Genomic DNA, 20,145 nt, shown 5'->3' with positions numbered 1-20,145 from the left:
CGGGTTCGTCCGACAAGGTTTCGACAAGGAGCAGTCACAGTGCAGCGCTGGCGTGGCTTGGAGGACATCCCCCACGACTGGGGGCGCAGCGTCGTCACCATCGGCTCCTACGACGGAGTGCACCGCGGGCACCAGCTGATCATCCGGCACGCCGTGGACCGCGCCCGCGCGCTCGGCGTTCCCGCGGTCGTCGTCACCTTCGACCCGCACCCCAGCGAGGTGGTCCGCCCCGGCAGCCACCCGCCGCTGCTCGCCCCGCACCACCGGCGCGCGGACCTCATGGCCGAGCTGGGCGTGGACGCGGTGCTGGTCCTGCCCTTCACCACCGAGTTCTCGAAGCTGTCGCCGGCCGAGTTCGTGGTCAAGGTGCTGGTCGACAAGCTGCACGCCAAGGCGGTCGTCGAGGGCCCCAACTTCCGCTTCGGCCACAAGGCCGCGGGCACCGTGCGGTTCCTCGCCGAGCAGGGCGCGGTGTACGACTTCGAGGTCGAGGTCGTCGACCTGTACGTGACCGGTGAGGCGGGCGGCGGCGAGCCGTTCTCCTCCACGCTCACCCGTCGGCTGGTCGCCGAGGGCGACGTCGAGGGCGCCGCCGAGATCCTCGGCCGCCCGCACCGCGTCGAGGGCGTCGTCGTGCGCGGCGCCCAGCGCGGCCGCGACCTCGGCTTCCCCACGGCCAACGTCGAGACGCTCCCGCACACCGCGGTCCCCGCCGACGGGGTGTACGCGGGCTGGCTGCACGCGCAGGGTGAGGCGATGCCGGCGGCGATCTCCGTCGGCACCAACCCGCAGTTCGACGGCACCGAGCGGACCGTGGAGGCGTACGCCATCGACCGCGTCGGCCTCGACCTGTACGGGCTGCACGTCGCCGTGGACTTCCTGGCGTTCGTGCGCGGCCAGGCGAAGTTCGACACGCTGGACGATCTGCTCGCGCAGATGGGGCGGGACGTCGAGCGGTGCAAGGAGCTCGTCGCGGCCGCCGAGCGGGAGAAGGGCGCTTGAGCGGTCGCTGAGCGGGACCAAGGCGCGTGGGGATCCGCCGAGCGGGATCAGGGCGTTCGACGAGCCGCTGAGCGAGATCAGGGCGCCGGGGGAGTCGCTGGGCGAGGTGTCAGGGAGCGTGGGAGCCCTCGGGGGGCAGCACGGCGGCTGAGCGGTCGCTCTCCGGTCAGCGTGCCGCCGCCCAGTGGCACGCCACCTGAGCCGTGCCGTCGCCGGTCAGGATCCCCGGATCCCGCGTGCGGCACGCCTGCGCGACTCCCGCCCGTTCCGCCTCCCCGCTCGCCAGGATCGGGCAGCGGGCGTGGAAACGGCAGCCGGACGGAATCCGGGACGGGTCCGGGGGCTCGCCGGTGAGGACCACGGGGTCGCCGGGCGCCTCGGGAAGCACCGACAGCAGAGCCTGCGTGTAAGGGTGCCGGGGAGCGGTCAGCACCTGTTCCACCGGCCCGGTCTCCACGATCCGGCCCAGATACATCACCGCCACCCGGTCGGCGATGTTCCAGGCCAGCCCCAGATCGTGCGTGACGACCAGCGCGGACAGCCCCAGGTCGTCGCGCAGCCGCAGCAGCAGCGCGAGGATCTCGCCGCGCACGGAGGCGTCGAGGGAGGCCACGGGCTCGTCGGCGACGAGGAGTTCGGGCTCCAGCACCAGCGCGCCCGCGATCACCACCCGCTGGCGCTGACCGCCGGACAGCTCGTGCGGACGGCGCGGGAAGAAGCGCTCCGGCGGGCGCAGTCCCGCCCGGGACAGCGCCCCGGCCACGGCCGCCCGTTCGTCACCGCCGTGACCGTGGATGCGCAGCCCCTCGGCCACCGCGTCGTACACGGTGTGCCGTGGGTTGAGCGAGCCGCTCGGGTCCTGCAGCACCAGCTGCACGCGCTTGCGGTACGCCTTCAGCCGGCGGCCGGAGCGCTCCAGCGGCCGCCCGTCGAAGGTGACGCTCCCGGCGGTGAGCGCGACCAGGCCCAGCAGGGCGCGGGCCAGCGTGGTCTTCCCGCACCCGGACTCACCGACCAGGGCGACGATCTCACCGGGCCGGATGTCGAGATCGACCCCGTCCACGGCCCGGGCGTCGGGGGCGCCGTGCCGACCGGGAAAGGTGACGTGCACGCGGTGCGCGCTGAGCAGCGCGGCCCGCGTGCCGGTGCCGGGGGAGGGGGAGACGGTCATGGGGTGCGGGGCCTCGTTTCCTGACGGGGGTGTACGGCGTCACCGGTGCCGGGTCGTACCGGGCCTTCACACGGCTTCGCGGCCCCCGCCTCTCCACCGCCGTCCCGCCCGACCCGTACGCAAGCCGCCCGCCACCCCGCGCCCACCTCGCGCAACGGCTGGTCCTCGACCGCGCAGGAGTCCAGCGCCACCGCGCAGCGCGGATGGAACGCGCAGCCGCCCGGCAGCGCCGACGGGTCCGGTGGGTCGCCGGGCAGGCCGCGTGGTGCGAAGCGGGAGGACGGGTCGCCGATGCGTGGGAAGGCGGCCGACAGGGCCCGGGCGTACGGGTGTCGGGCGGCCTCGTGGACCTGGCCGGCGGGCCCCTCCTCGACCACCCGCCCCGCGTACATCACCGCGATCCGGTCGCAGGTGTCGGCGAGCACCGCCAGGTCGTGACTGATCATCATCAGCCCCACGCCCTGGTCCGCGACCAGCTGTTCGATCAGTCGCAGGATCTGCGCCTGGAGCATCACGTCCAGCGCGGTGGTCGGTTCGTCCGCGATGACCAGCCGCGGGTCGCAGGCCAGTGCCATCGCGATCATCACCCGCTGCCGCTGACCTCCGGACAGCTCGTGCGGAAAGGCCGCCGCACGGGCCGCCGGAAGACCGACCTGTTCCAGCAGCTCCCCGGCCCGCTTCCGGGCCGCGCCCGCCGTCGCCCGGCCGTGCAGCAGGATCGGCTCGGCGATCTGGTCGCCGACGCGGTGCACGGGGTTGAGGGAGTGCATCGCCCCCTGGAAGACGATCGAGGCGCCGGCCCAGCGCACGGCCCGGACCCGGCCCCAGCTCATGGCCGGCACGTCCTCGCCGTCCAGCAGGATCTCCCCGGTGACCCGGGCGCCCGCCGGAAGCAGCCGCAGCAGCGCCAGCGCGAGCGTGGACTTCCCGCAGCCCGACTCGCCGGCGAGGCCGAGCTTCCGCCCGGCGTCCAGCCGCAGGTCCACCCCGCGCACGGCCTCGGCGCCGCCCGCGTACGTCACCGTCAGGCCCCTGACCTCGAGCAGACTCACCCCGACACCCCCAGCCTGGGGTCGAGGACCTGCTCCACGGCCCGCCCGCACAGCGTGAACGCCAGCGCCACCACGGCGATGGCCACACCCGGCGGCACCAGGTACCACCAGTGGCCGGAGCTCACCGCTCCCGCCTCCCGCGCGTCCTGCAGCAGCGCGCCCCACGACACGACCGACGGATCACTGAGGCCGAGGAAGGCGAGCGTCGCCTCGGCGAGGATCGCCGTGGAGATGATCAGGGTCGTCTGCGCCAGCACCAGCGGCATCACATGGGGCAGCACGTGCCGGGATATGATGTGCCGGTGGCCGCCGCCCAGCGCCCGTGCCCGCTCGATGTACGGCCGGGTCTCCACCGCCAGGGTCTGCGCACGCACCAGCCGCGCGGTGGTCGGCCAGGTGGTCACGCCGATCGCCACCACGGTGGTCAGCAGCGACCGCGGCATCACCGTGGCCAGCGCGATCGCCAGCACCAGCGTCGGCATCACCAGGAACCAGTCGGTGATCCGCATCATCACCGTGGCGTACCAGCCCTTGAAGTGTCCCGACGTCACTCCGATCAGGGTCCCGATCGCCACCGACAGCACCGCGGCGAGCAGCCCGACCAGCAGCGACACCCGCGAGCCCCAGATCACCAGGCCGAGCAGGTCCCGCCCGAACCGGTCGGTGCCGAAGGGGAAGGCGGCGCTCGGGCCCTCCAGCGGGCCGCCGGGTGCGTCGGTCACGTCGTCCACGCCGGAGCCGACCAGCAGCGGGGCGCCCACCGCCGGCAGCGCGAACAGCAGCAGGGCGCCCAGGCCGAACAGCCCGGCCCGGTGCGTGCGGTACTGCCGCCAGAAGCGCGCGGCCGAGTCCCGGCGCCGCCGCCGGGCGAGCGAGCGCGGCCGGGCCGTGAGAACCCTCTGTTCCTTCGTCGTCCCGTTCTCGGTCGTCATCGGCCCACCCGGGGATCGAGCAGCGGATAGATCAGATCGGCCAGGGTGTTCATCACGATCACCGCGGCGGCGAACACGAGGAACAGCCCCTGCACCAGCGGCAGATCGGGCACGCTGAGCGCCTGGTAGAACAGCCCGCCGAGGCCCGGCCAGGAGAACACCGTCTCCACCAGGATCACCCCGGCCACCGTGCGGCCCAGATTGATGAAGATCAGCGTCACGGTCGGCAGCAGCGCGTTCGGTACCGCGTGGCGCCGCCGTACGAGGTCGTCGCGCAGCCCCTTGGCGCGGGCGGTGGTCAGATAGTCGCTGCCCATCTCGTCCATCAGCGCCGACCGGGTCACCAGCAGCGTCTGCCCGTACTCGACCGCCACCAGCGTCACCACCGGCAGGACCAGATGGTGGGCCACGTCCAGGACGTGGGCGAGGCCCTCCTCGCCGCCCGACTCCATGCCCCCGGTGGGGAACAGCCCCGGCAGCGGCCCGACCCCCACCGACAGCGTGACGATCAGCAGCAGCCCCAGCCAGAACGACGGGACCGAGTAAAGGACCAGCGCGATACCGGTGTTGAGCCGGTCGCCGAGCCGCCCGTGCCGCCACGCCGACCGCGTCCCCAGGAAGATGCCCAGCAGGGTGTACAGCACGAAGGCCGTGCCGGTGAGCAGCAGCGTGGGGGGCAGCGCCTCGGTGATCTTGTCGGTCACCGGGGCGTTGAACTGGTACGAGGTGCCCAGGTCACCGGTGAGGGCCTTGCCGCAGTAGTCGGTGAACTGCTGCCACAACGGCAGATCGAGACCGAACTGCTCGCGATAGTGGTCCAGTTGCTCGGCCGACACCTGTCGCCCGCCGGTCATGGACCTCACCGGGTCGCCGGGGATCAGCCGGAACAGGAAGAAGCCGGTGACGAGCACGGCGAGCAGCGACACGGCCGCGCCCGCCAGCTTGCCGGCCCCGTAGCGCAGATACGCGGTGGTGGCGCGGGCCCGCGGCCCGCGGGGCGCCGCCGGCCCGTCCGCCGCCGGACCGGCGGCCCCCGCCTTCCCGACCGGCGCGGACGCCGCGCCGGCGGTCATCGGCGTCCCCGCCCGCTACTCACGCTCATCGGCCGTCGCCCGGCGCCGCATCGCGAAGAACACGCCCACACCGGCCAGGACCACGACACCGGCCACGATCCCGACGATCACCCCGGCCGACGACGAGTCGCCGGAGGAGCCGCCGGAGTCCGCCGGCACCGCCGACCACCAGCTCCAGTAGCCGTCCTGGCCGTAGATGTTGCCCGCCTTCGCCGGCATGGTGGTGATCGACTCGATCTGGTCCGTGCGGTACGCCTCCACCGCGTTCGGGTAGGCCATGACGTTCATGTACCCGAGGTCGTACAGCCGCGACTCCATCTGCTTGACGAGGGCGGCCCGCCTGTCCGGGTCGTACTCGGCGAGCTGCCGTGCGTAGAGCTCGTCGTACTTCTCGTCGCAGATGAAGTTGTCGGTCGCGCCGGTGTCCTCCGGCGTGGCCGGCAGCGCGGCACAGGTGTGGATCGACAGCACGAAGTCCGGGTCGGGGTTGACCGACCAGCCGTCGAAGGCGAGGTCGTACTCACCGGCCAGCCAGGGATCGGTCACGTTGTCCAGGCAGGTGAGGGTGACCCCGATGCCCAGGTCCCCCCACCACTCCTGGAGGTACTTGCCGATCGCCTTGTCGTTCGGGTCGGTGGCGTGGCACAGCACGCGGTAGGTGACCGGCTCGCCGTCCTTGCCGACGCGCCTGCCGTCCGCGTTCCTCCTCAGACCGGCCCGGTCGAGCATCCGGGCGGCCTCCGCCGGGTCGTACGTCAGCTCCTGACCGGGTGACGGTTTCCAGAAGTACTGCGGGAAACGCGGCGGGATGTAGCCCGCGCCCTCCACGGCGTGGCCCTGGAAGACCTTGTCGATGACGGCCTTGCGGTCCACCGCCTTGAACAGCGCGTGACGCACCCGCTGGTCGAGCAGCGAGGGGTGCCCGTCGCCCATCGTCTCGCCGTTCCTCGCCCTGGCGCCCGGGTTGATGGCCAGCGCGTAGAAGCGGCGGCCCGGGGCGTCGTTGACGTGGATGTTCTTCTCGCCCTTGAGCGCGTCGGCCTGAGCGGGCGTCAGCGAGGGCGAGCCGGCGACGAACGACACCTCGCCCTTGCGCAGCGCCGACACCGCGGCGTCCTGGTCCTTGTAGTAGCGGAAGACCAGTTCGTCGAACTTCGGCGCACCGCGCCAGAAGTCCTTGTTGGCCCTCAGCCGTACATAGCTGTCGGGCTTGTGGTCGGTGAGGACGAACGGCCCGTTGCCGACGATCGGGAAGTCCTTGTCGTTGTTGAACGTCGAGAAGTCGTCGACCTTCTCCCACACGTGCTTGGGAACGATCGGCACGTCCAGCGCCACCATCGTGGCCTGCGGCTTCTTCAGCTCGATGACCAGCTCGGTCGGGCTCGGCGCGGTGACCTTCTCGAAGTTGCCGACGAAGCTGCCGTTGGCGGTGGCCGCGCCCGCGTCGGTCATCATCGTGTTGAACGTCCACGCCGCGTCCTCGGCGGTGACCTGCTCGCCGTCGGACCACGTGGAGTCGGAGCGGATCGTGTACGTCCAGGTCAGCTTGTCCGGGGAGGACTCCCACCGGGTGGCCAGACCGGGGACGACGTGGTTGTCCTCGGGGTCGTAGTTGGTGAGGTACTCGTAGGTGAGGCGGTGGATGCTCGTGCTGAGCAGCCGGACCGCGAGGAAGGGGCTGAGCGAGTCGATGCTCTGCGCCACCGCGACCGTCAGCACCTTCTCGCCGTCGCCGTCGGCCGCGCGGGCCTGCTGAGGGGCGGGGGCGAAGGGCGTGGCGAGCCCGGCACTGAGCGCGAGCGCCGCGGCGCCGGCCGCCACGACGAGCCGGACCCGGCCAGGGGTGCGGTGGCGACCGCCGTACTGATCGTTCGTGTCCATGGGCGCAGACCTCGTGTCGTCGATCGCACGGGTGGGACGGGTCGATCAGATGAGTGATGAGTGTGTCTATCAGCGGCGCCTGCGGCCGTCAACGGCGCGCGCACCCCATGTGGCCTGCGGAAACGTTCAGTTGACGCGGTGTTTGCACCTCATTGGTCGAGACCACTGACGCGCTGCTGGTCGGCGGCTGACGGTGCGCAGACGCGAAAGCGGCCCCTCGTGGAGGGGCCGCTTTCCCTTACGGGCGCGGTGCTCGGGGTCGCGCCCTACTGCTGCGCCGGTCCGGGGTGTCCCGGCTGCCCCGGCTGCCCCGGCTGCGGGGGGTACGACTGGGGCCGGCCCGGCGCCGGCGGGTAGGGCTGACCGGGCTGGGCCTGGGGCTGCCCCGGCTGACCCGGGTGGGCGTAGGGCTGGCCCGGGTGAGCCTGTGGGGGCTGCTGCGGGTGCTGTGGCTGCTGCGGGTACGCGCCCGGCTGGCCGGGGACGGCCGGTCCCGGCCCGTACGGTCCCGGGGCGGGCTGTCCGGGCACGGGTTGGCCCGGAATCGGCTGACCAGGCATGGGCTGGCCGGGCATGGGCTGGCCGGGCATGGGCTGGCCGGGCATGGGCTGTCCCGGCAGGGGCGGCGCGGCGACCGGCGGCGGGTTGCCGTCGGACGTCCACAGCCCGTGCGACTGCTGGTGCCGGACGAAGTCCTCCGCGACCATCGCCGCGAGGTTGAAGTACGCCTCCCGCACCTTCGGCCGCATCATGTCGAGGTCGACCTCCGCGCCGGCGGCCAGGTGCTCGTCGAACGGCACGACGATGACGCCCCGGCAGCGCGTCTCGAAGTGCGACACGATGTCCTCGACCTTGATCATCTTGCCGGTCTCGCGCACGCCGGAGATGACGGTGAGGGACCGGGACACGAGGTCCGCGTACCCGTGCGCCGACAGCCAGTCCAGCGTCGTGCTGGCACTGCTCGCACCGTCCACGGACGGCGTGGAGATGATGATGAGCTGGTCGGCGAGGTCCAGCACCCCGCGCATGGCGGAGTACAGCAGACCGGTGCCCGAGTCGGTGAGGATGATCGGGTACTGCTTGCCGAGCACGTCGATCGCGCGCCGGTAGTCCTCGTCGTTGAACGTCGTGGACACGGCCGGGTCGACGTCGTTGGCGATGATCTCCAGACCGGACGACGCCTGCGACGTGAACCGCCGGATGTCCATGTAGGAGTTGAGGTACGGGATCGCCTGGACGAGGTCACGGATGGTGGCCCCGGTCTCGCGCCGCACGCGGCGGCCGAGCGTACCGGCGTCCGGGTTGGCGTCGATCGCCAGGATCTTGTCCTGCCGCTCGCTGGCGAGCGTGGAGCCGAGGGCGGTGGTGGTGGTCGTCTTGCCGACGCCGCCCTTGAGGCTGATGACGGCGATGCGGTAGCAGGACAGCACCGGCGTGCGGATCAGCTCCAGCTTCCGCTGCCGCTCGGCCTCCTCCTTCTTCCCGCCCAGCTTGAACCGCGACCCGCCGGACGCGGGACGGCTGCTCTTCGCCTTCTGCTTCTTGCTGTTGAGCAGCCGGTCCGACGACAGTTCGACAGCCGCCGTGTAACCGAGCGGCGCGGCACCGGGGTTGACCGGCTGCCGCTGGTCGTGCTGCACGGGCTGCGGCCAGGCGGTACCGCTGCGCGGGTCGACGGGCTGCTGCGGGGGCTGCGCCTGCGGCGGGACACCAGGGTGCGGCTGCTGGTGCGGCGGCTGCGGCTGCGCGGGCGGGGTGGGCTGCTGGTGCTGCGGCTGCTGGGGGAAGCCGTAACCGCCCGGCTGGGCCGGGGGAGTGGGCCCGCCCGGAGCACCCGCGCCGGGCTGCGGGAACCCGTATCCGGCGGGCTGGTCGGGCACGCCCGGTTGCGGCTGGGCGGGGGGCTGCTGCGGGAACCCGTATCCGGGCTGCTGGGCGGGCGTGCCCGGCTGGGGCTGGGCGGGTGGCTGCGTGGGCGTGGCGGGCGGGAAGCCGTATCCGGCCGGGGGCGCGGGCGGGACCGGAGCCCGCGGCGGCTGCTGAGCCGCCACTGCCGGCTGCGCCGGGGGAACCGGCGGGGGGTTCCAGGCGGCCGGCGCCGGCTGGGGGGCCTGCGGCTGGAACGGGGCCTGCGGAGCGGGCGCACCACCCTGCGGAGCCTGCGGCTGCGGCGGCTGCACGGACCAGTCGCCGCCCGACGGCGGAGCGATCGGACGGGCAGGCGGAGCCGGAGGCGCCTGAGGCGCGTCGACCGGCCTCGGGACGGCGTCCCCGGGCTCGCTGCCCTGGTCGTCGGCGTCGGCGGGAACCGCGTCCTCCGGCTCGGCTCCGGCAGGCTCGTCGTCGTCCGACTCCGCCGCGTCGTCGGACGACACGGCGTCCTCGGGCTGGTCCTCGCCCTTGGCCGCCGCCGGGACATCACCCTCTACGTCAGCCACCGAGGCCGCGTCCGATTCAGCGGACTCGTCCTCTTCCACGGCGGCGGCAGCGCTCTCGGCGCCCTCGTCGTCGCGCTCGTCGACGTCGTGGGGGCCGAAGGAGTCGGCGTCGAGACTGTCCTCGTCGCCGGCGCCGGCCTCGTCGACACCCGTGTCGTCGTTCGCCCCTGGCAAAGCGTCGGCAGTGTCCTCCTCCGCCACGACCGGCTCGGCCGAGGCATCGGAGCTGGAGCCGGCCTCCTCCTTCTCCGCCTCGGCGGCCGCGTCGCGCTCAGCGATCTCCCGCTGCAACGCGGCGGCGGAGAAACGGATCGTGGCGCCGCTCTCGATGTCACCCTTGTCGGTCCCGTCCGACGGCTCCCCGTGCGGCGACGGCTGCTGCCCGACCGGCATGACCGGCACGGCAGTCGGAGACGGAGAGGCGTCCGTCGGGGCCGAGTCGGACTCGGGCTCCCGCTCGGGCTCCTTCTTCCCCTGCGCGTCCGGCTCCGGCTGCTGCGGCTCGAACCCGCTCCCCACCGGCAGCCGGGGCACGGCGACGGGTCCACCGGAGGGCGGCGGGGGAGGCATGAACGGCGCACCGGGCGCGGGCGCGGGCGGCGTGAACGGGGCGCTCGGAGCGGGCGCGGGCGCGGGCGGAGTGAAAGGCGCCCCCGGCGCCGGAGGGGTCGGCAGGGCGGACGGCCCGGAGGCCCCCACGGCGTGCGGCGGCGGGGTCAGCCCCGGCAGCGGCGGAATCGGCCCACCGGAAGCACCCGTCGGCGAGGAAGACGTACCGGACCCGCCGGACGGCGAGGAAGAACCTCCCGAAGCCCCCGACGCCCCCGAACTCCCCGAATCCGCGGAAGGTCCGGACGAGTTGCCGGAACCAGAAGGGGAGGAACCGGCCGACGAGGCCGAGGAGGACGCCCCCGAGGCGTTCTGCGTGTACCAGGCCGGCGGCGCGTAGTCGATGGTGAACTCGCCCGTCGTCTCGACGGAGGACTCCGCGTCGGGCTGGTCATCGCCGGGGGTCGCCCAGCTCCCGTGCGTACCGTCCCGATCGCTGCTCACAGTTCCTCCTGATTGGTCGAGCACCCTCGTGCCGTGCTGGGGGCGACCATCTGCCCTCCCCGTCAGGACGCCCGTACCCGTACGACGGGTTCTGGCGTCACACCGGGTACCAGCCTAATCACCACGACCGTCACCCCGGGAGACCCGCCCTCGGCCCGGTGTCCGACCACTCCGTCGCGTTCAGCGGGACCGCCGCCTCGGTCCGGTTTCCGCGGTGCGTTCCCCTGCCGTTGCAGGGAGGTGTGGAACAAGTCCTGCGACACGACACCGTGTTGACCGTGCTGGCCGAGGAAGACGGGGCAACTCCCGCACCGCCTCGCGCAGGACCGCACAGGCGTCGGAGGGGACGGAAAAGGACTGGAGCGTCCTTCATCGCCTGGGCCTGGACCTGGGCCTGGGCCTGAGCTTGGGCCTGGGTGCGGGAAGGCCGGCCGCGACGGGGGCCGGTTGCCGCTCGCTCGATGGCACCCCCGAGCTCCGCGCGGCTCGAGCCGGACCGGTGGGCCGTTCCCGGAGCGGCGGGCACGCGCTCGTGCCGCCGCGCGTCCGCGCGGCTGGTCCGATCCGCCCGCAGGCATCGATGCGCCGCCATGTGCCGTCCCCCGTCGTGAGACCGACGGGGCACGGAACGGCGGCACCGGCCCCGGCGCCCGGGCGTCGCGCCCCGTCCACGTTCTCTTCGACGGTGGACGAGGCGCGGCGCCCGACGGGCCTCCGCCGGGCGCCGCGCCTTCGAACGCCTACGCCTGCGCCTGCGCGTCGCCCTCCGCCGGCTCCAGGTCGAACTCCCCGTCGCGCGCGCCCAGCACGAACGCGCGCCACTCCGCCTCCGTGTACCGCAGCACGGTGTCCGGGTCGAGGGAGGACCGCATGGCCACGGCGCCGCCGGGCAGGTACGCGATCTCCACCCGCTCCTCGTGCTCCTCCGTGCCCGGCGCGCCGTGCCACTCGACACCGGAGATGTCGAGGGCGTAGAGCTCGTTCTTCTCCCGCTCCTTGCGCGCCTTGATCTCCTCAGCCGTCTCCGCCATGCCCCAGCGACCCCTTCCCGACGTACGATCGATCCGAGCGCTCACCCTAGTGGCCCGCCCCGTCCCTCCTCGCGGGTTCGACGGACCGGAGGAAAGACGCCCGCCGCCACCTGGTACTCTGGGCGATGGCCGTTTGTGTACGCACCCCCGGAGCCGTCCGCTCTGGAGGCCGCGCCCAGCGGATCCCCGCCTTCCGAGTCGTGGAAGACCCCCCGAGACGCAGACCGGGGGCACTCGGTGGCCACTCACAGATCACGAGGAGTACGCGTGTCGCTCGACGCCGCAGTGAAGAAGCAGATCATCTCCGAGTTCGGCACCAAGGAGGGTGACACCGGCTCCCCCGAGGTCCAGGTCGCTCTGCTGTCCCGTCGGATCTCCGACCTGACGGAGCACCTGAAGACCCACAAGCACGACCACCACTCCCGCCGTGGCCTGCTGATCCTCGTCGGTCAGCGCCGCCGGCTGCTGCAGTACCTCGCCAAGAAGGACATCCAGCGCTTCCGTGCGCTGGTCGAGCGCCTCGGCATCCGCCGCGGTGCGGCGGGCGCCAAGTAAGACGCCGTGAAGGGAGCGGTTCCCTGGGACAAGGGGGCCGCTCCCTTTGCTGTACGTGCGGAGTGTCACCTCGCCTTTGTAGTGTGGTAGCACAACGCAAGAACTACGACTCAGTGTGATGACCCGCGCCGCATCGGGTATGCGATCCACGGACATCACACCGGACGTCACCCGACGTCCCCCTTACGAGGGGAAGCGCACCTCGCCGCCGCCGGTCCTCGGTAGTGGCCCCCGGGAGAGTGAACCCCGGGTGCTTCGATCGAAGACCGGCCCGCACCAGTGGAGCGCTTCTCCGCCCCGTCCCCTCGCCACACGGGCGAACGGGACGAAAGACGACAAGTAACGGAGAAAACGCTGGTGGAGAACGAGACCCACTACGCCGAGGCCGTCATCGACAACGGCTCCTTCGGCACCCGCACCATCCGCTTCGAGACGGGCCGCCTCGCCAAGCAGGCCGCCGGCTCCGCCGTGGCGTACCTGGACGACGACACCATGGTGCTGTCGGCCACCACCGCTTCCAAGAACCCCAAGGACCAGCTCGACTTCTTCCCCCTCACGGTGGACGTCGAGGAGCGGATGTACGCGGCCGGGAAGATCCCCGGCTCGTTCTTCCGCCGTGAGGGCCGTCCCTCCGAGGACGCCATCCTCACCTGCCGCCTGATCGACCGCCCGCTGCGCCCGTCCTTCAAGAAGGGCCTGCGCAACGAGATCCAGGTCGTCGCCACCATCATGGCGCTCAACCCCGACCACCTGTACGACGTCGTGGCGATCAACGCCGCCTCCGCGTCCACGCAGCTGGCCGGCCTGCCCTTCTCCGGCCCGATCGGCGGCGTCCGCGTCGCGCTGATCCGCGGCCAGTGGGTCGCCTTCCCGACGCACACCGAGCTCGAGGACGCCGTCTTCGACATGGTCGTCGCGGGCCGTGTCCTGGAGGACGGCGACGTCGCGATCATGATGGTCGAGGCCGAGGCCACCGAGAAGACGATCAAGCTCGTCGAGGGCGGCGCCGAGGCGCCGACCGAGGAGGTCGTCGCCGCCGGTCTGGACGCCGCGAAGCCCTTCATCAAGGTGCTCTGCAAGGCCCAGGCCGACCTCGCCGCGAAGGCCGCCAAGCCGACCGGCGAGTTCCCGATCTTCCTGGACTACCAGGACGACGTCCTCGAGGCGCTGACCGCCGCCGTGAAGCCCGAGCTGGCCCAGGCGCTGACCATCGCCGGCAAGCAGGAGCGCGAGGCCGAGCTGGACCGCGTCAAGCAGCTCGCCGCCGAGAAGCTCCTGCCGGAGTTCGAGGGCCGCGAGAAGGAGATCTCCGCCGCGTACCGCGCGCTGACCAAGTCCCTGGTCCGCGAACGCGTCATCAAGGAGAAGAAGCGCATCGACGGCCGCGGTCTGACCGACATCCGCACCCTGGCCGCCGAGGTCGAGGCCATCCCGCGCGTGCACGGCTCCGCGCTGTTCGAGCGTGGCGAGACCCAGATCCTGGGCGTCACCACGCTGAACATGCTGCGCATGGAGCAGCAGCTGGACACCCTCTCCCCGGTGACCCGCAAGCGCTACATGCACAACTACAACTTCCCGCCGTACTCCGTCGGCGAGACCGGCCGCGTGGGCTCCCCCAAGCGCCGCGAGATCGGCCACGGCGCCCTCGCCGAGCGCGCCATCGTGCCCGTGCTGCCGACGCGCGAGGAGTTCCCCTACGCGATCCGCCAGGTGTCCGAGGCTCTCGGCTCCAACGGCTCGACGTCCATGGGCTCCGTCTGCGCCTCCACCATGTCGCTGCTGAACGCCGGTGTGCCGCTGAAGGCCCCCGTCGCCGGTATCGCCATGGGCCTGATCTCCCAGGAGATCGAGGGCGAGACGCACTACGTCACCCTCACCGACATCCTCGGTGCGGAGGACGCCTTCGGCGACATGGACTTCAAGGTCGCCGGCACCAAGGAGTTCGTGACCGCCCTCCAGCTCGACACCAAGCTGGACGGCATCCCGGCCTCCGTCCTGGCCGCCGCCCTCAAGCAGGCCCGTGACGCCCGCCTCCACATCCTCGACGTGATGATGGAAGCGATCGACACGCCGGACGAGATGTCCCCGAACGCGCCGCGGATCATCACCGTGAAGATCCCGGTCGACAAGATCGGTGAGGTCATCGGCCCCAAGGGCAAGATGATCAACCAGATCCAGGAGGACACCGGCGCCGAGATCACCATCGAGGACGACGGCACCATCTACATCGGCGCCGCCGACGGCCCGGCCGCCGAGGCCGCCCGCGCCACGATCAACGGCATCGCCAACCCGACGATGCCCGAGGTCGGCGAGCGCTACCTGGGCACGGTCGTGAAGACCACCACCTTCGGCGCGTTCGTCTCCCTGCTGCCCGGCAAGGACGGTCTGCTGCACATCTCGCAGATCCGCAAGCTGGCCGGCGGCAAGCGCGTGGAGAACGTCGAGGACGTCCTCGGCGTGGGCCACAAGGTCCAGGTCGAGATCGCCGAGATCGACTCCCGCGGCAAGCTCTCCCTGATCCCCGTGATCGAGGGCGAGGCCGACAGCGACTCCGCCGCGGGCGCTTCCGACAACGACAAGAAGGACGACGCCGACAAGTGACGTCCCGTAGCGCCAAGGCGACGGCCCGCACCTCCTCGGAGGCGCGGGCCGTCGCCCGTACCCAAACCCTCATCAAGGGCGAGAACGGCATCGGCACGGTCCGCAGGACCACCCTCCCGGGCGGACTGCGCATCGTCACCGAGACCCTGCCCTCGGTCCGCTCGGCGACCTTCGGCATCTGGGCCCACGTAGGCTCCCGCGACGAGACGCCGGCCCTCAACGGAGCCACCCACTACCTGGAGCACCTGCTCTTCAAAGGCACGGCCACCCGCTCCGCGCTGGACATCTCCGCCGCCATCGACGCCGTCGGCGGCGAGATGAACGCGTTCACGGCCAAGGAGTACACGTGCTACTACGCGCGCGTGCTCGACACCGACCTGCCGCTCGCCATCGACGTGGTGTGCGACATGCTGACGGGCTCGGTGATCCGCGAGGAGGACGTCGACGTCGAGCGCGGCGCCATCCTCGAAGAGATCGCCATGACCGAGGACGACCCGGGCGACTGCGTGCACGACCTGTTCGCGCACACGATGTTCGGCGACAACCCGCTCGGCCGCCCCGTCCTCGGCACGGTCGACACGGTCAACGCCCTCACCGCCGACCGCATCCGCCGCTTCTACAAGAAGCACTACGACCCCACGCACCTGGTGGTCGCCTGCGCGGGCAACGTCGACCATGACAAGGTCGTCCGCCAGGTCCGCGCCGCCTTCGAGAAGGCCGGCGCGCTCAAGGACCCGGCCGCGCAGCCGATCGCCCCGCGCGGCGGCCGGCGCACCCTGCGCACCGCAGGGCGCGTCGAACTGCTCGACCGCAGGACGGAGCAGGCCCACATCGTGCTCGGCATGCCGGGCCTCGCCCGCACCGACGAGCGGCGCTGGGCGCTCGGCGTGCTGAACACCGCCCTCGGCGGCGGCATGTCCTCCCGGCTGTTCCAGGAGGTCCGCGAGAAGCGCGGCCTGGCCTACAGCGTGTACTCGTACACCTCCGGCTTCGCCGACTGCGGCCTGTTCGGCGTGTACGCGGGCTGCAGGCCCTCCCAGGTGCACGACGTGCTGAAGATCTGCCGTGACGAACTCGACCACGTCGCCGAGCACGGCCTGCCCGACGACGAGATCGAGCGCGCCATCGGCCAGCTCAGGGGCTCCACCGTCCTCGGCCTCGAGGACACCGGCGCACTGATGAACCGTATCGGCAAGAGCGAGCTGTGCTGGGGCGAGCAGATGTCGGTCGACGACATGCTGGCCCGGATAGCCTCGGTCACCCCGGACGACGTGCGCTCGGTCGCCCGGGACATCCTGGGACGGCGGCCCTCCCTGTCGGTCATCGGCCCGCTGAAGGACAAGCAGGCGGCCCGGCTGGCCGAGGCCGTCGCCTGACCCACCCCGGCACCACACCCGGTAAGGAAGCAACAGACATGAGCAAGCTGCGCGTGGCGGTCCTCGGCGCCAAGGGCCGGATCGGCTCCGAGGCGGTACGGGCGGTCGAGGCCGCCGAGGACATGGAACTGGTCGCCGCCCTTGGCCGGGGCGACAAGCTCGAGACCCTCGCCGAGACCGGCGCCCAGGTCGCCGTCGAGCTGACCACCCCCGCCTCGGTCATGGGCAACCTCGACTTCTGCGTGCGCCACGGCATCCACGCGGTGGTCGGCACCACCGGCTGGACCGACGACCGTCTCGCGCAGCTCAGGGGATGGCTCGACCAGGCCCCGGGGACGGGCGTGCTCATCGCCCCGAACTTCTCCATCGGCGCCGTGCTGACCATGAGGTTCGCCCAGATCGCCGCCCCGTACTTCGAGTCCGTCGAGGTCGTGGAGCTGCACCACCCCAACAAGGTGGACGCCCCCAGCGGCACCGCCACGCGCACCGCCCAGCTCATCGCCGAGGCCCGCCGTCAGGCCGGCAGCGCCCCCGCCCCGGACGCCACGGCCACCGCCCTCGACGGCGCCCGCGGCGCCGACGTCGACGGGGTCCCGGTGCACGCGGTCCGGCTGCGCGGCCTCCTCGCCCACCAGGAGGTCCTGCTGGGCGCCGAGGGCGAGACTCTCACCGTCCGCCACGACTCCCTGCACCACAGCAGCTTCATGCCGGGCATCCTGCTCGGCGTCCGCCGCGTGGTGAGCGCTCCCGGCCTCACCTTCGGCCTGGAACACTTCCTCGACCTGAACTGAGCCGGTCCCACCCTCATGCGCGCGAAGATCTCCTACGCCCTCACGGCCGCCGTCCTGGTCGTCTACTTCGTCCTGGTCGGCAGCCGTGGCGTGCTGCTCATCAAGGCCGGCACGCTCCTCACGGTCACCCTGGGGGCGGCCGTGCTGATCCTGCCGGTCATCGGCGTGTGGTTCCTCTGGAAGAACACCCAGTTCGTCCGGGACGCCAACCGGCTCGCCGCCGAGCTGGACGCCGAGGGCGGCCTGCCCGTCGACAACCTCAGGCGGCTGCCCAGCGGCCGTATCGACCGGGAGTCCGCCGACGAGGTCTTCGCGCTCCGCAAGGCCGAGACGGAGGACGCGCCCGACGACTGGCGCAGCTGGTTCCGGCTTGCCGTGGCCTACCACGACGCCCGGGACACCCCGCGCGCCCGCAAGGCGATGCAGCGGGCCATCGCCCTGCGCAAGACCGTCTCCTGAGCGCGCGGGCAGGCGTCAGGAGCGCCCGTACTCGTCCGCCCACGCCTCGACCGTGTCGGCCGCGCGGTCGAAGGCCAGCGGGTCGCGCCCCAGGAAGTCCGCGTTGTGCGAGGTGAGCAGCGGCGCCGGCGTCTCCCGCGAGCGGCCCCGCAGGCTCATGACCAACGCCTGCCCCTGCACGGTCCGGGGCAGCCCCAGCCAGCGCACCGGCTGCTGCACCGTGCGCACCGAGACCACTTGGTCCCAGGCGGTCGTCCGGGTGCTGACGAACGCCACGTGACGCAGCCCGCGGGCGCTCACCCACACGCCCATGCGCAGCAGCCGCAGTGCGGCCGCCACGAGGACCAGCGCGAACGCGAACACGGCGGCGGCCGACGCGGGCGTGGCCGTCGCCGCGATGATCACGGCGGCGAACAGCACGAACGAGGCGAGCAGCAGCAGGACCGCCCCCGCCCCCACCCGCCAGGGGCCGGGCCGGTAGGGACGCCGCCAGCGGTCCCGGTCGTCGTACGGCAGCGCGATGTCGTCCGCCGTGTCGAAGGCGCGATCGGCCGTCAGGAAGGGCAGGGGCACGATGGTCCTCACTCGATCCGTGCAGGGGCTGTGCCCGGTGAGGCTATCGATCTGTGTCACCGGTCACCACCCTCGGGGGTCCGTACGGCGCCCCCGCAGCGCCGTAGAGTGGGCGCCGCCCCGAGAAGTGATGGAAGGACCTCCCGCGCCGTGACCGACACCCCTGCCGACGACCTCAAGCCCACCTTCCGCAGCGATGTGACCGTCGAGCTGGTGAAGCACACCGCGTCCGACGCCGATGTGCTGTTCGCCGCCCGCGTCTCGACCGTCGGCGAGCAGTCCCTGGACGAGCTGCAGAAGGACCCCGAGCGGTCCAAGGGCCTGATCAACTACCTGATGCGGGACCGGCACGGCAGCCCCTTCGAGCACAACTCGATGACCTTCTTCATCAGCGCCCCGATCTTCGTCTTCCGCGAGTTCATGCGGCACCGGGTCGGCTGGTCGTACAACGAGGAGTCGGGCCGCTACCGGGAGCTCCAGCCCGTCTTCTACGTCCCGGACGCGGACCGCAAGCTCGTCCAGGAGGGCCGCCCCGGCAAGTACCGCTTCGTCGAGGGCACCGCGGAACAGCAGGACCTCGTCGGACGCGCCATGGAGGACTCGTACCGGCAGTCCTACGAGGCGTACCAGAAGATGCTGGCCGCCGGCGTGGCCCGCGAGGTCGCCCGCTCGGTGCTCCCCGTCGGCCTGTACTCGTCGATGTACGCCACGTGCAACGCCCGCTCGCTGATGCACTTCCTCGGCCTGCGCACCCAGCACGAGCTGGCCAAGGTGCCGTCCTTCCCGCAGCGGGAGATCGAGATGGCCGGCGAGAAGATGGAGGCCGAGTGGGCCCGCCTGATGCCGCTGACCTACGCCGCCTTCAACGCCAACGGGCGCGTCGCCCCGTAACGGGCGTCCTCCGCGTCCCGAGCGGCAGGCGAGCAGGATGTACAGGTCAGCCGCACGAAGCGTCCGTATTGCGGCATTTCGCGAAGTTCATCTAGCCTGATCAAACGGGCCCGGCACTGCCTGAACCCCCGAGCAGGCAGTGCCGGGTCCCCCTCCGCACCCTCTGCCGCCTCCCCCGAGGGAAGACCCCGGCCTGAGCAACGAGTAGCGTATAACCCATGGCTCCGACCTCGACTCCGCAGACCCCCTTCGGGCGGGTCCTCACCGCCATGGTCACGCCCTTCACGGCGGACGGCGCACTCGACCTCGACGGCGCACAGCGGCTCGCCACCCACCTGGTGGACGCAGGCAACGACGGCCTGATCGTCAACGGCACCACCGGCGAGTCCCCCACCACCAGCGACGCGGAGAAAGCGGATCTCGTACGGGCCATCGTGGCGGCGGTCGGCGACCGCGCCCACGTCGTGGCCGGTGTCGGCACCAACGACACCCACCACAGCATGGAACTGGCCCGCGCCGCGGAGCGCGCCGGCGCCCACGGACTGCTCGTCGTCACGCCGTACTACAACAAGCCCCCGCAGGAGGGCCTGTACCGGCACTTCACGGCCGTCGCCGACGCCGCCGGACTGCCCGTCATGCTCTACGACATCCCGGGCCGCAGCGGCGTGCCGATCAGCACCGAGACGATCGTCCGCCTCGCCGAACACCCCCGCATCGTCGCCAACAAGGACGCCAAGGGCGACCTCGGCCGCGCGGGCTGGGCCATCGCCCGCTCGGGACTCGCCTGGTACTCCGGCGACGACATGCTCAACCTGCCGCTGCTCTCCATCGGCGCGGTCGGCTTCGTCTCCGTCGTCGGCCACCTCGTCACCCCCGAGCTGCGCGCCCTGGTCGAGGCGTACACCTCCGGCGACGTCCAGAAGGCCACCGAGATCCACCAGAAGCTGCTCCCCGTCTACACGGGCATGTTCCGCACCCAGGGCGTCATGACCACCAAGGCGGCGCTCGCGCTCAAGGGCCTCCCCGCGGGCCCCCTGCGCGCCCCCATGGCCGAGTGCACGCCCGAGGAGATCGAGCAGCTCAAGATCGATCTTGCCGCGGGCGGGGTACAACTCCAGTAATCAGACTTCGCGCGCCCGGGCGCGCAGACGGACTCCACAACTGAATACGCGGGCCACCGGTGCCCGCGCCCCTTCACGACAACTGCTGTTGCACGAACGTCACGCGCGCCACGTGCCCGACCGGTACGTGGCGCGCGTGGTGAGG

At 72.0% G+C, this 20,145-nt stretch carries 16 protein-coding genes; 8 read left to right on the top strand and 8 right to left on the bottom strand.

From position 1 onward, the window contains the following. The first annotated feature begins 39 nt into the window (after positions 1 to 39). A complete protein-coding gene (locus tag C1708_RS09030) occupies positions 40 to 1,002 on the top strand; it encodes a bifunctional riboflavin kinase/FAD synthetase (RefSeq protein WP_106412171.1) in 963 nt (320 codons plus the stop codon). A 166-nt stretch (positions 1,003 to 1,168) separates the two neighbouring features. Here the strand turns inward: C1708_RS09030 and C1708_RS09025 are convergent, their stop codons facing one another. The 7 genes from C1708_RS09025 to C1708_RS08995 all read right to left on the bottom strand — a co-directional run bounded on the left by C1708_RS09025 (position 1,169) and on the right by C1708_RS08995 (position 11,633). Next, entirely contained in the window at positions 1,169 to 2,173 is a 1,005-nt protein-coding gene (locus C1708_RS09025; protein WP_106412170.1) for an ABC transporter ATP-binding protein, read from the bottom strand. Next, positions 2,170 to 3,225 (bottom strand): ABC transporter ATP-binding protein, encoded by a 1,056-nt coding sequence (locus tag C1708_RS09020; RefSeq protein WP_106412169.1) that lies wholly within the window; start codon positions 3,223 to 3,225, stop codon positions 2,170 to 2,172. The genes C1708_RS09025 and C1708_RS09020 overlap by 4 nt, the downstream gene beginning before the upstream one ends. Next, positions 3,222 to 4,157 (bottom strand): ABC transporter permease, encoded by a 936-nt coding sequence (locus C1708_RS09015; RefSeq protein ID WP_106412168.1) that lies wholly within the window; start codon positions 4,155 to 4,157, stop codon positions 3,222 to 3,224. Before C1708_RS09015 ends, C1708_RS09020 begins: the two co-directional genes overlap by 4 nt. Further along, a complete protein-coding gene (locus C1708_RS09010; RefSeq protein ID WP_106412167.1) occupies positions 4,154 to 5,230 on the bottom strand; it encodes an ABC transporter permease in 1,077 nt (358 codons plus the stop codon). Before C1708_RS09010 ends, C1708_RS09015 begins: the two co-directional genes overlap by 4 nt. A gap of 15 nt (positions 5,231 to 5,245) precedes the next feature. Next, the gene (locus tag C1708_RS09005; protein ID WP_106412166.1) at positions 5,246 to 7,111 is read right to left on the bottom strand and encodes an ABC transporter substrate-binding protein; all 1,866 of its coding nucleotides are present in this window, start codon (positions 7,109 to 7,111) and stop codon (positions 5,246 to 5,248) included. A 266-nt stretch (positions 7,112 to 7,377) separates the two neighbouring features. Continuing rightward, positions 7,378 to 10,602 carry an SCO5717 family growth-regulating ATPase gene (locus C1708_RS09000; protein WP_106412165.1) on the bottom strand — a complete coding sequence of 1,075 codons (3,225 nt, stop codon included), beginning with the start codon at positions 10,600 to 10,602 and terminating at the stop codon, positions 7,378 to 7,380. A 740-nt stretch (positions 10,603 to 11,342) separates the two neighbouring features. Further along, complete coding sequence (locus C1708_RS08995) at positions 11,343 to 11,633, bottom strand: DUF397 domain-containing protein (RefSeq protein ID WP_106412164.1); 291 nt, start codon at positions 11,631 to 11,633, stop codon at positions 11,343 to 11,345. Between the two features lie 267 nt (positions 11,634 to 11,900). On the opposite strand from C1708_RS08995, the gene rpsO reads away from it, so the two are divergent. The 5 genes from rpsO to C1708_RS08970 all read left to right on the top strand — a co-directional run bounded on the left by rpsO (position 11,901) and on the right by C1708_RS08970 (position 17,415). Beyond that, entirely contained in the window at positions 11,901 to 12,188 is a 288-nt protein-coding gene (rpsO, locus tag C1708_RS08990; RefSeq protein ID WP_006130415.1) for a 30S ribosomal protein S15, read from the top strand. Positions 12,189 to 12,545: 357 nt separating this feature from the next. Continuing rightward, complete coding sequence (locus C1708_RS08985; protein WP_106412163.1) at positions 12,546 to 14,789, top strand: polyribonucleotide nucleotidyltransferase; 2,244 nt, start codon at positions 12,546 to 12,548, stop codon at positions 14,787 to 14,789. After that, on the top strand, positions 14,786 to 16,165 hold the full coding sequence (locus tag C1708_RS08980; RefSeq protein ID WP_106412162.1) for a M16 family metallopeptidase: 1,380 nt from the start codon (positions 14,786 to 14,788) through the stop codon (positions 16,163 to 16,165). Before C1708_RS08985 ends, C1708_RS08980 begins: the two co-directional genes overlap by 4 nt. Positions 16,166 to 16,203: 38 nt before the next feature. Further along, positions 16,204 to 16,956, top strand: a complete 753-nt coding sequence (gene dapB / locus C1708_RS08975) for a 4-hydroxy-tetrahydrodipicolinate reductase (protein ID WP_106412161.1) — start codon at positions 16,204 to 16,206, stop codon at positions 16,954 to 16,956. A gap of 15 nt (positions 16,957 to 16,971) precedes the next feature. Beyond that, on the top strand, positions 16,972 to 17,415 hold the full coding sequence (locus C1708_RS08970) for a tetratricopeptide repeat protein (RefSeq protein WP_106412160.1): 444 nt from the start codon (positions 16,972 to 16,974) through the stop codon (positions 17,413 to 17,415). 15 nt (positions 17,416 to 17,430) lie between these two features. Here the strand turns inward: C1708_RS08970 and C1708_RS08965 are convergent, their stop codons facing one another. Beyond that, positions 17,431 to 17,988 (bottom strand): SCO5741 family PH domain-containing membrane protein, encoded by a 558-nt coding sequence (locus tag C1708_RS08965; RefSeq protein ID WP_106412159.1) that lies wholly within the window; start codon positions 17,986 to 17,988, stop codon positions 17,431 to 17,433. A 150-nt stretch (positions 17,989 to 18,138) separates the two neighbouring features. Here C1708_RS08965 and thyX point away from each other — a divergent pair, with 150 nt between their 5' ends. Both thyX and dapA read left to right on the top strand, forming a co-directional pair. Next, a complete protein-coding gene (gene thyX / locus C1708_RS08960; protein WP_106412158.1) occupies positions 18,139 to 18,879 on the top strand; it encodes an FAD-dependent thymidylate synthase in 741 nt (246 codons plus the stop codon). A gap of 218 nt (positions 18,880 to 19,097) precedes the next feature. Beyond that, entirely contained in the window at positions 19,098 to 20,000 is a 903-nt protein-coding gene (dapA, locus tag C1708_RS08955) for a 4-hydroxy-tetrahydrodipicolinate synthase (protein ID WP_106412157.1), read from the top strand. Positions 20,001 to 20,145: the final 145 nt, after the last annotated feature.

Source organism: Streptomyces sp. DH-12, assembly GCF_002899455.1.
Taxonomy (GTDB): domain Bacteria; phylum Actinomycetota; class Actinomycetes; order Streptomycetales; family Streptomycetaceae; genus Streptomyces.
Note: the sequence above shows the minus strand (reverse complement) of the source record. Positions and strands in the feature narration are given on the sequence as shown.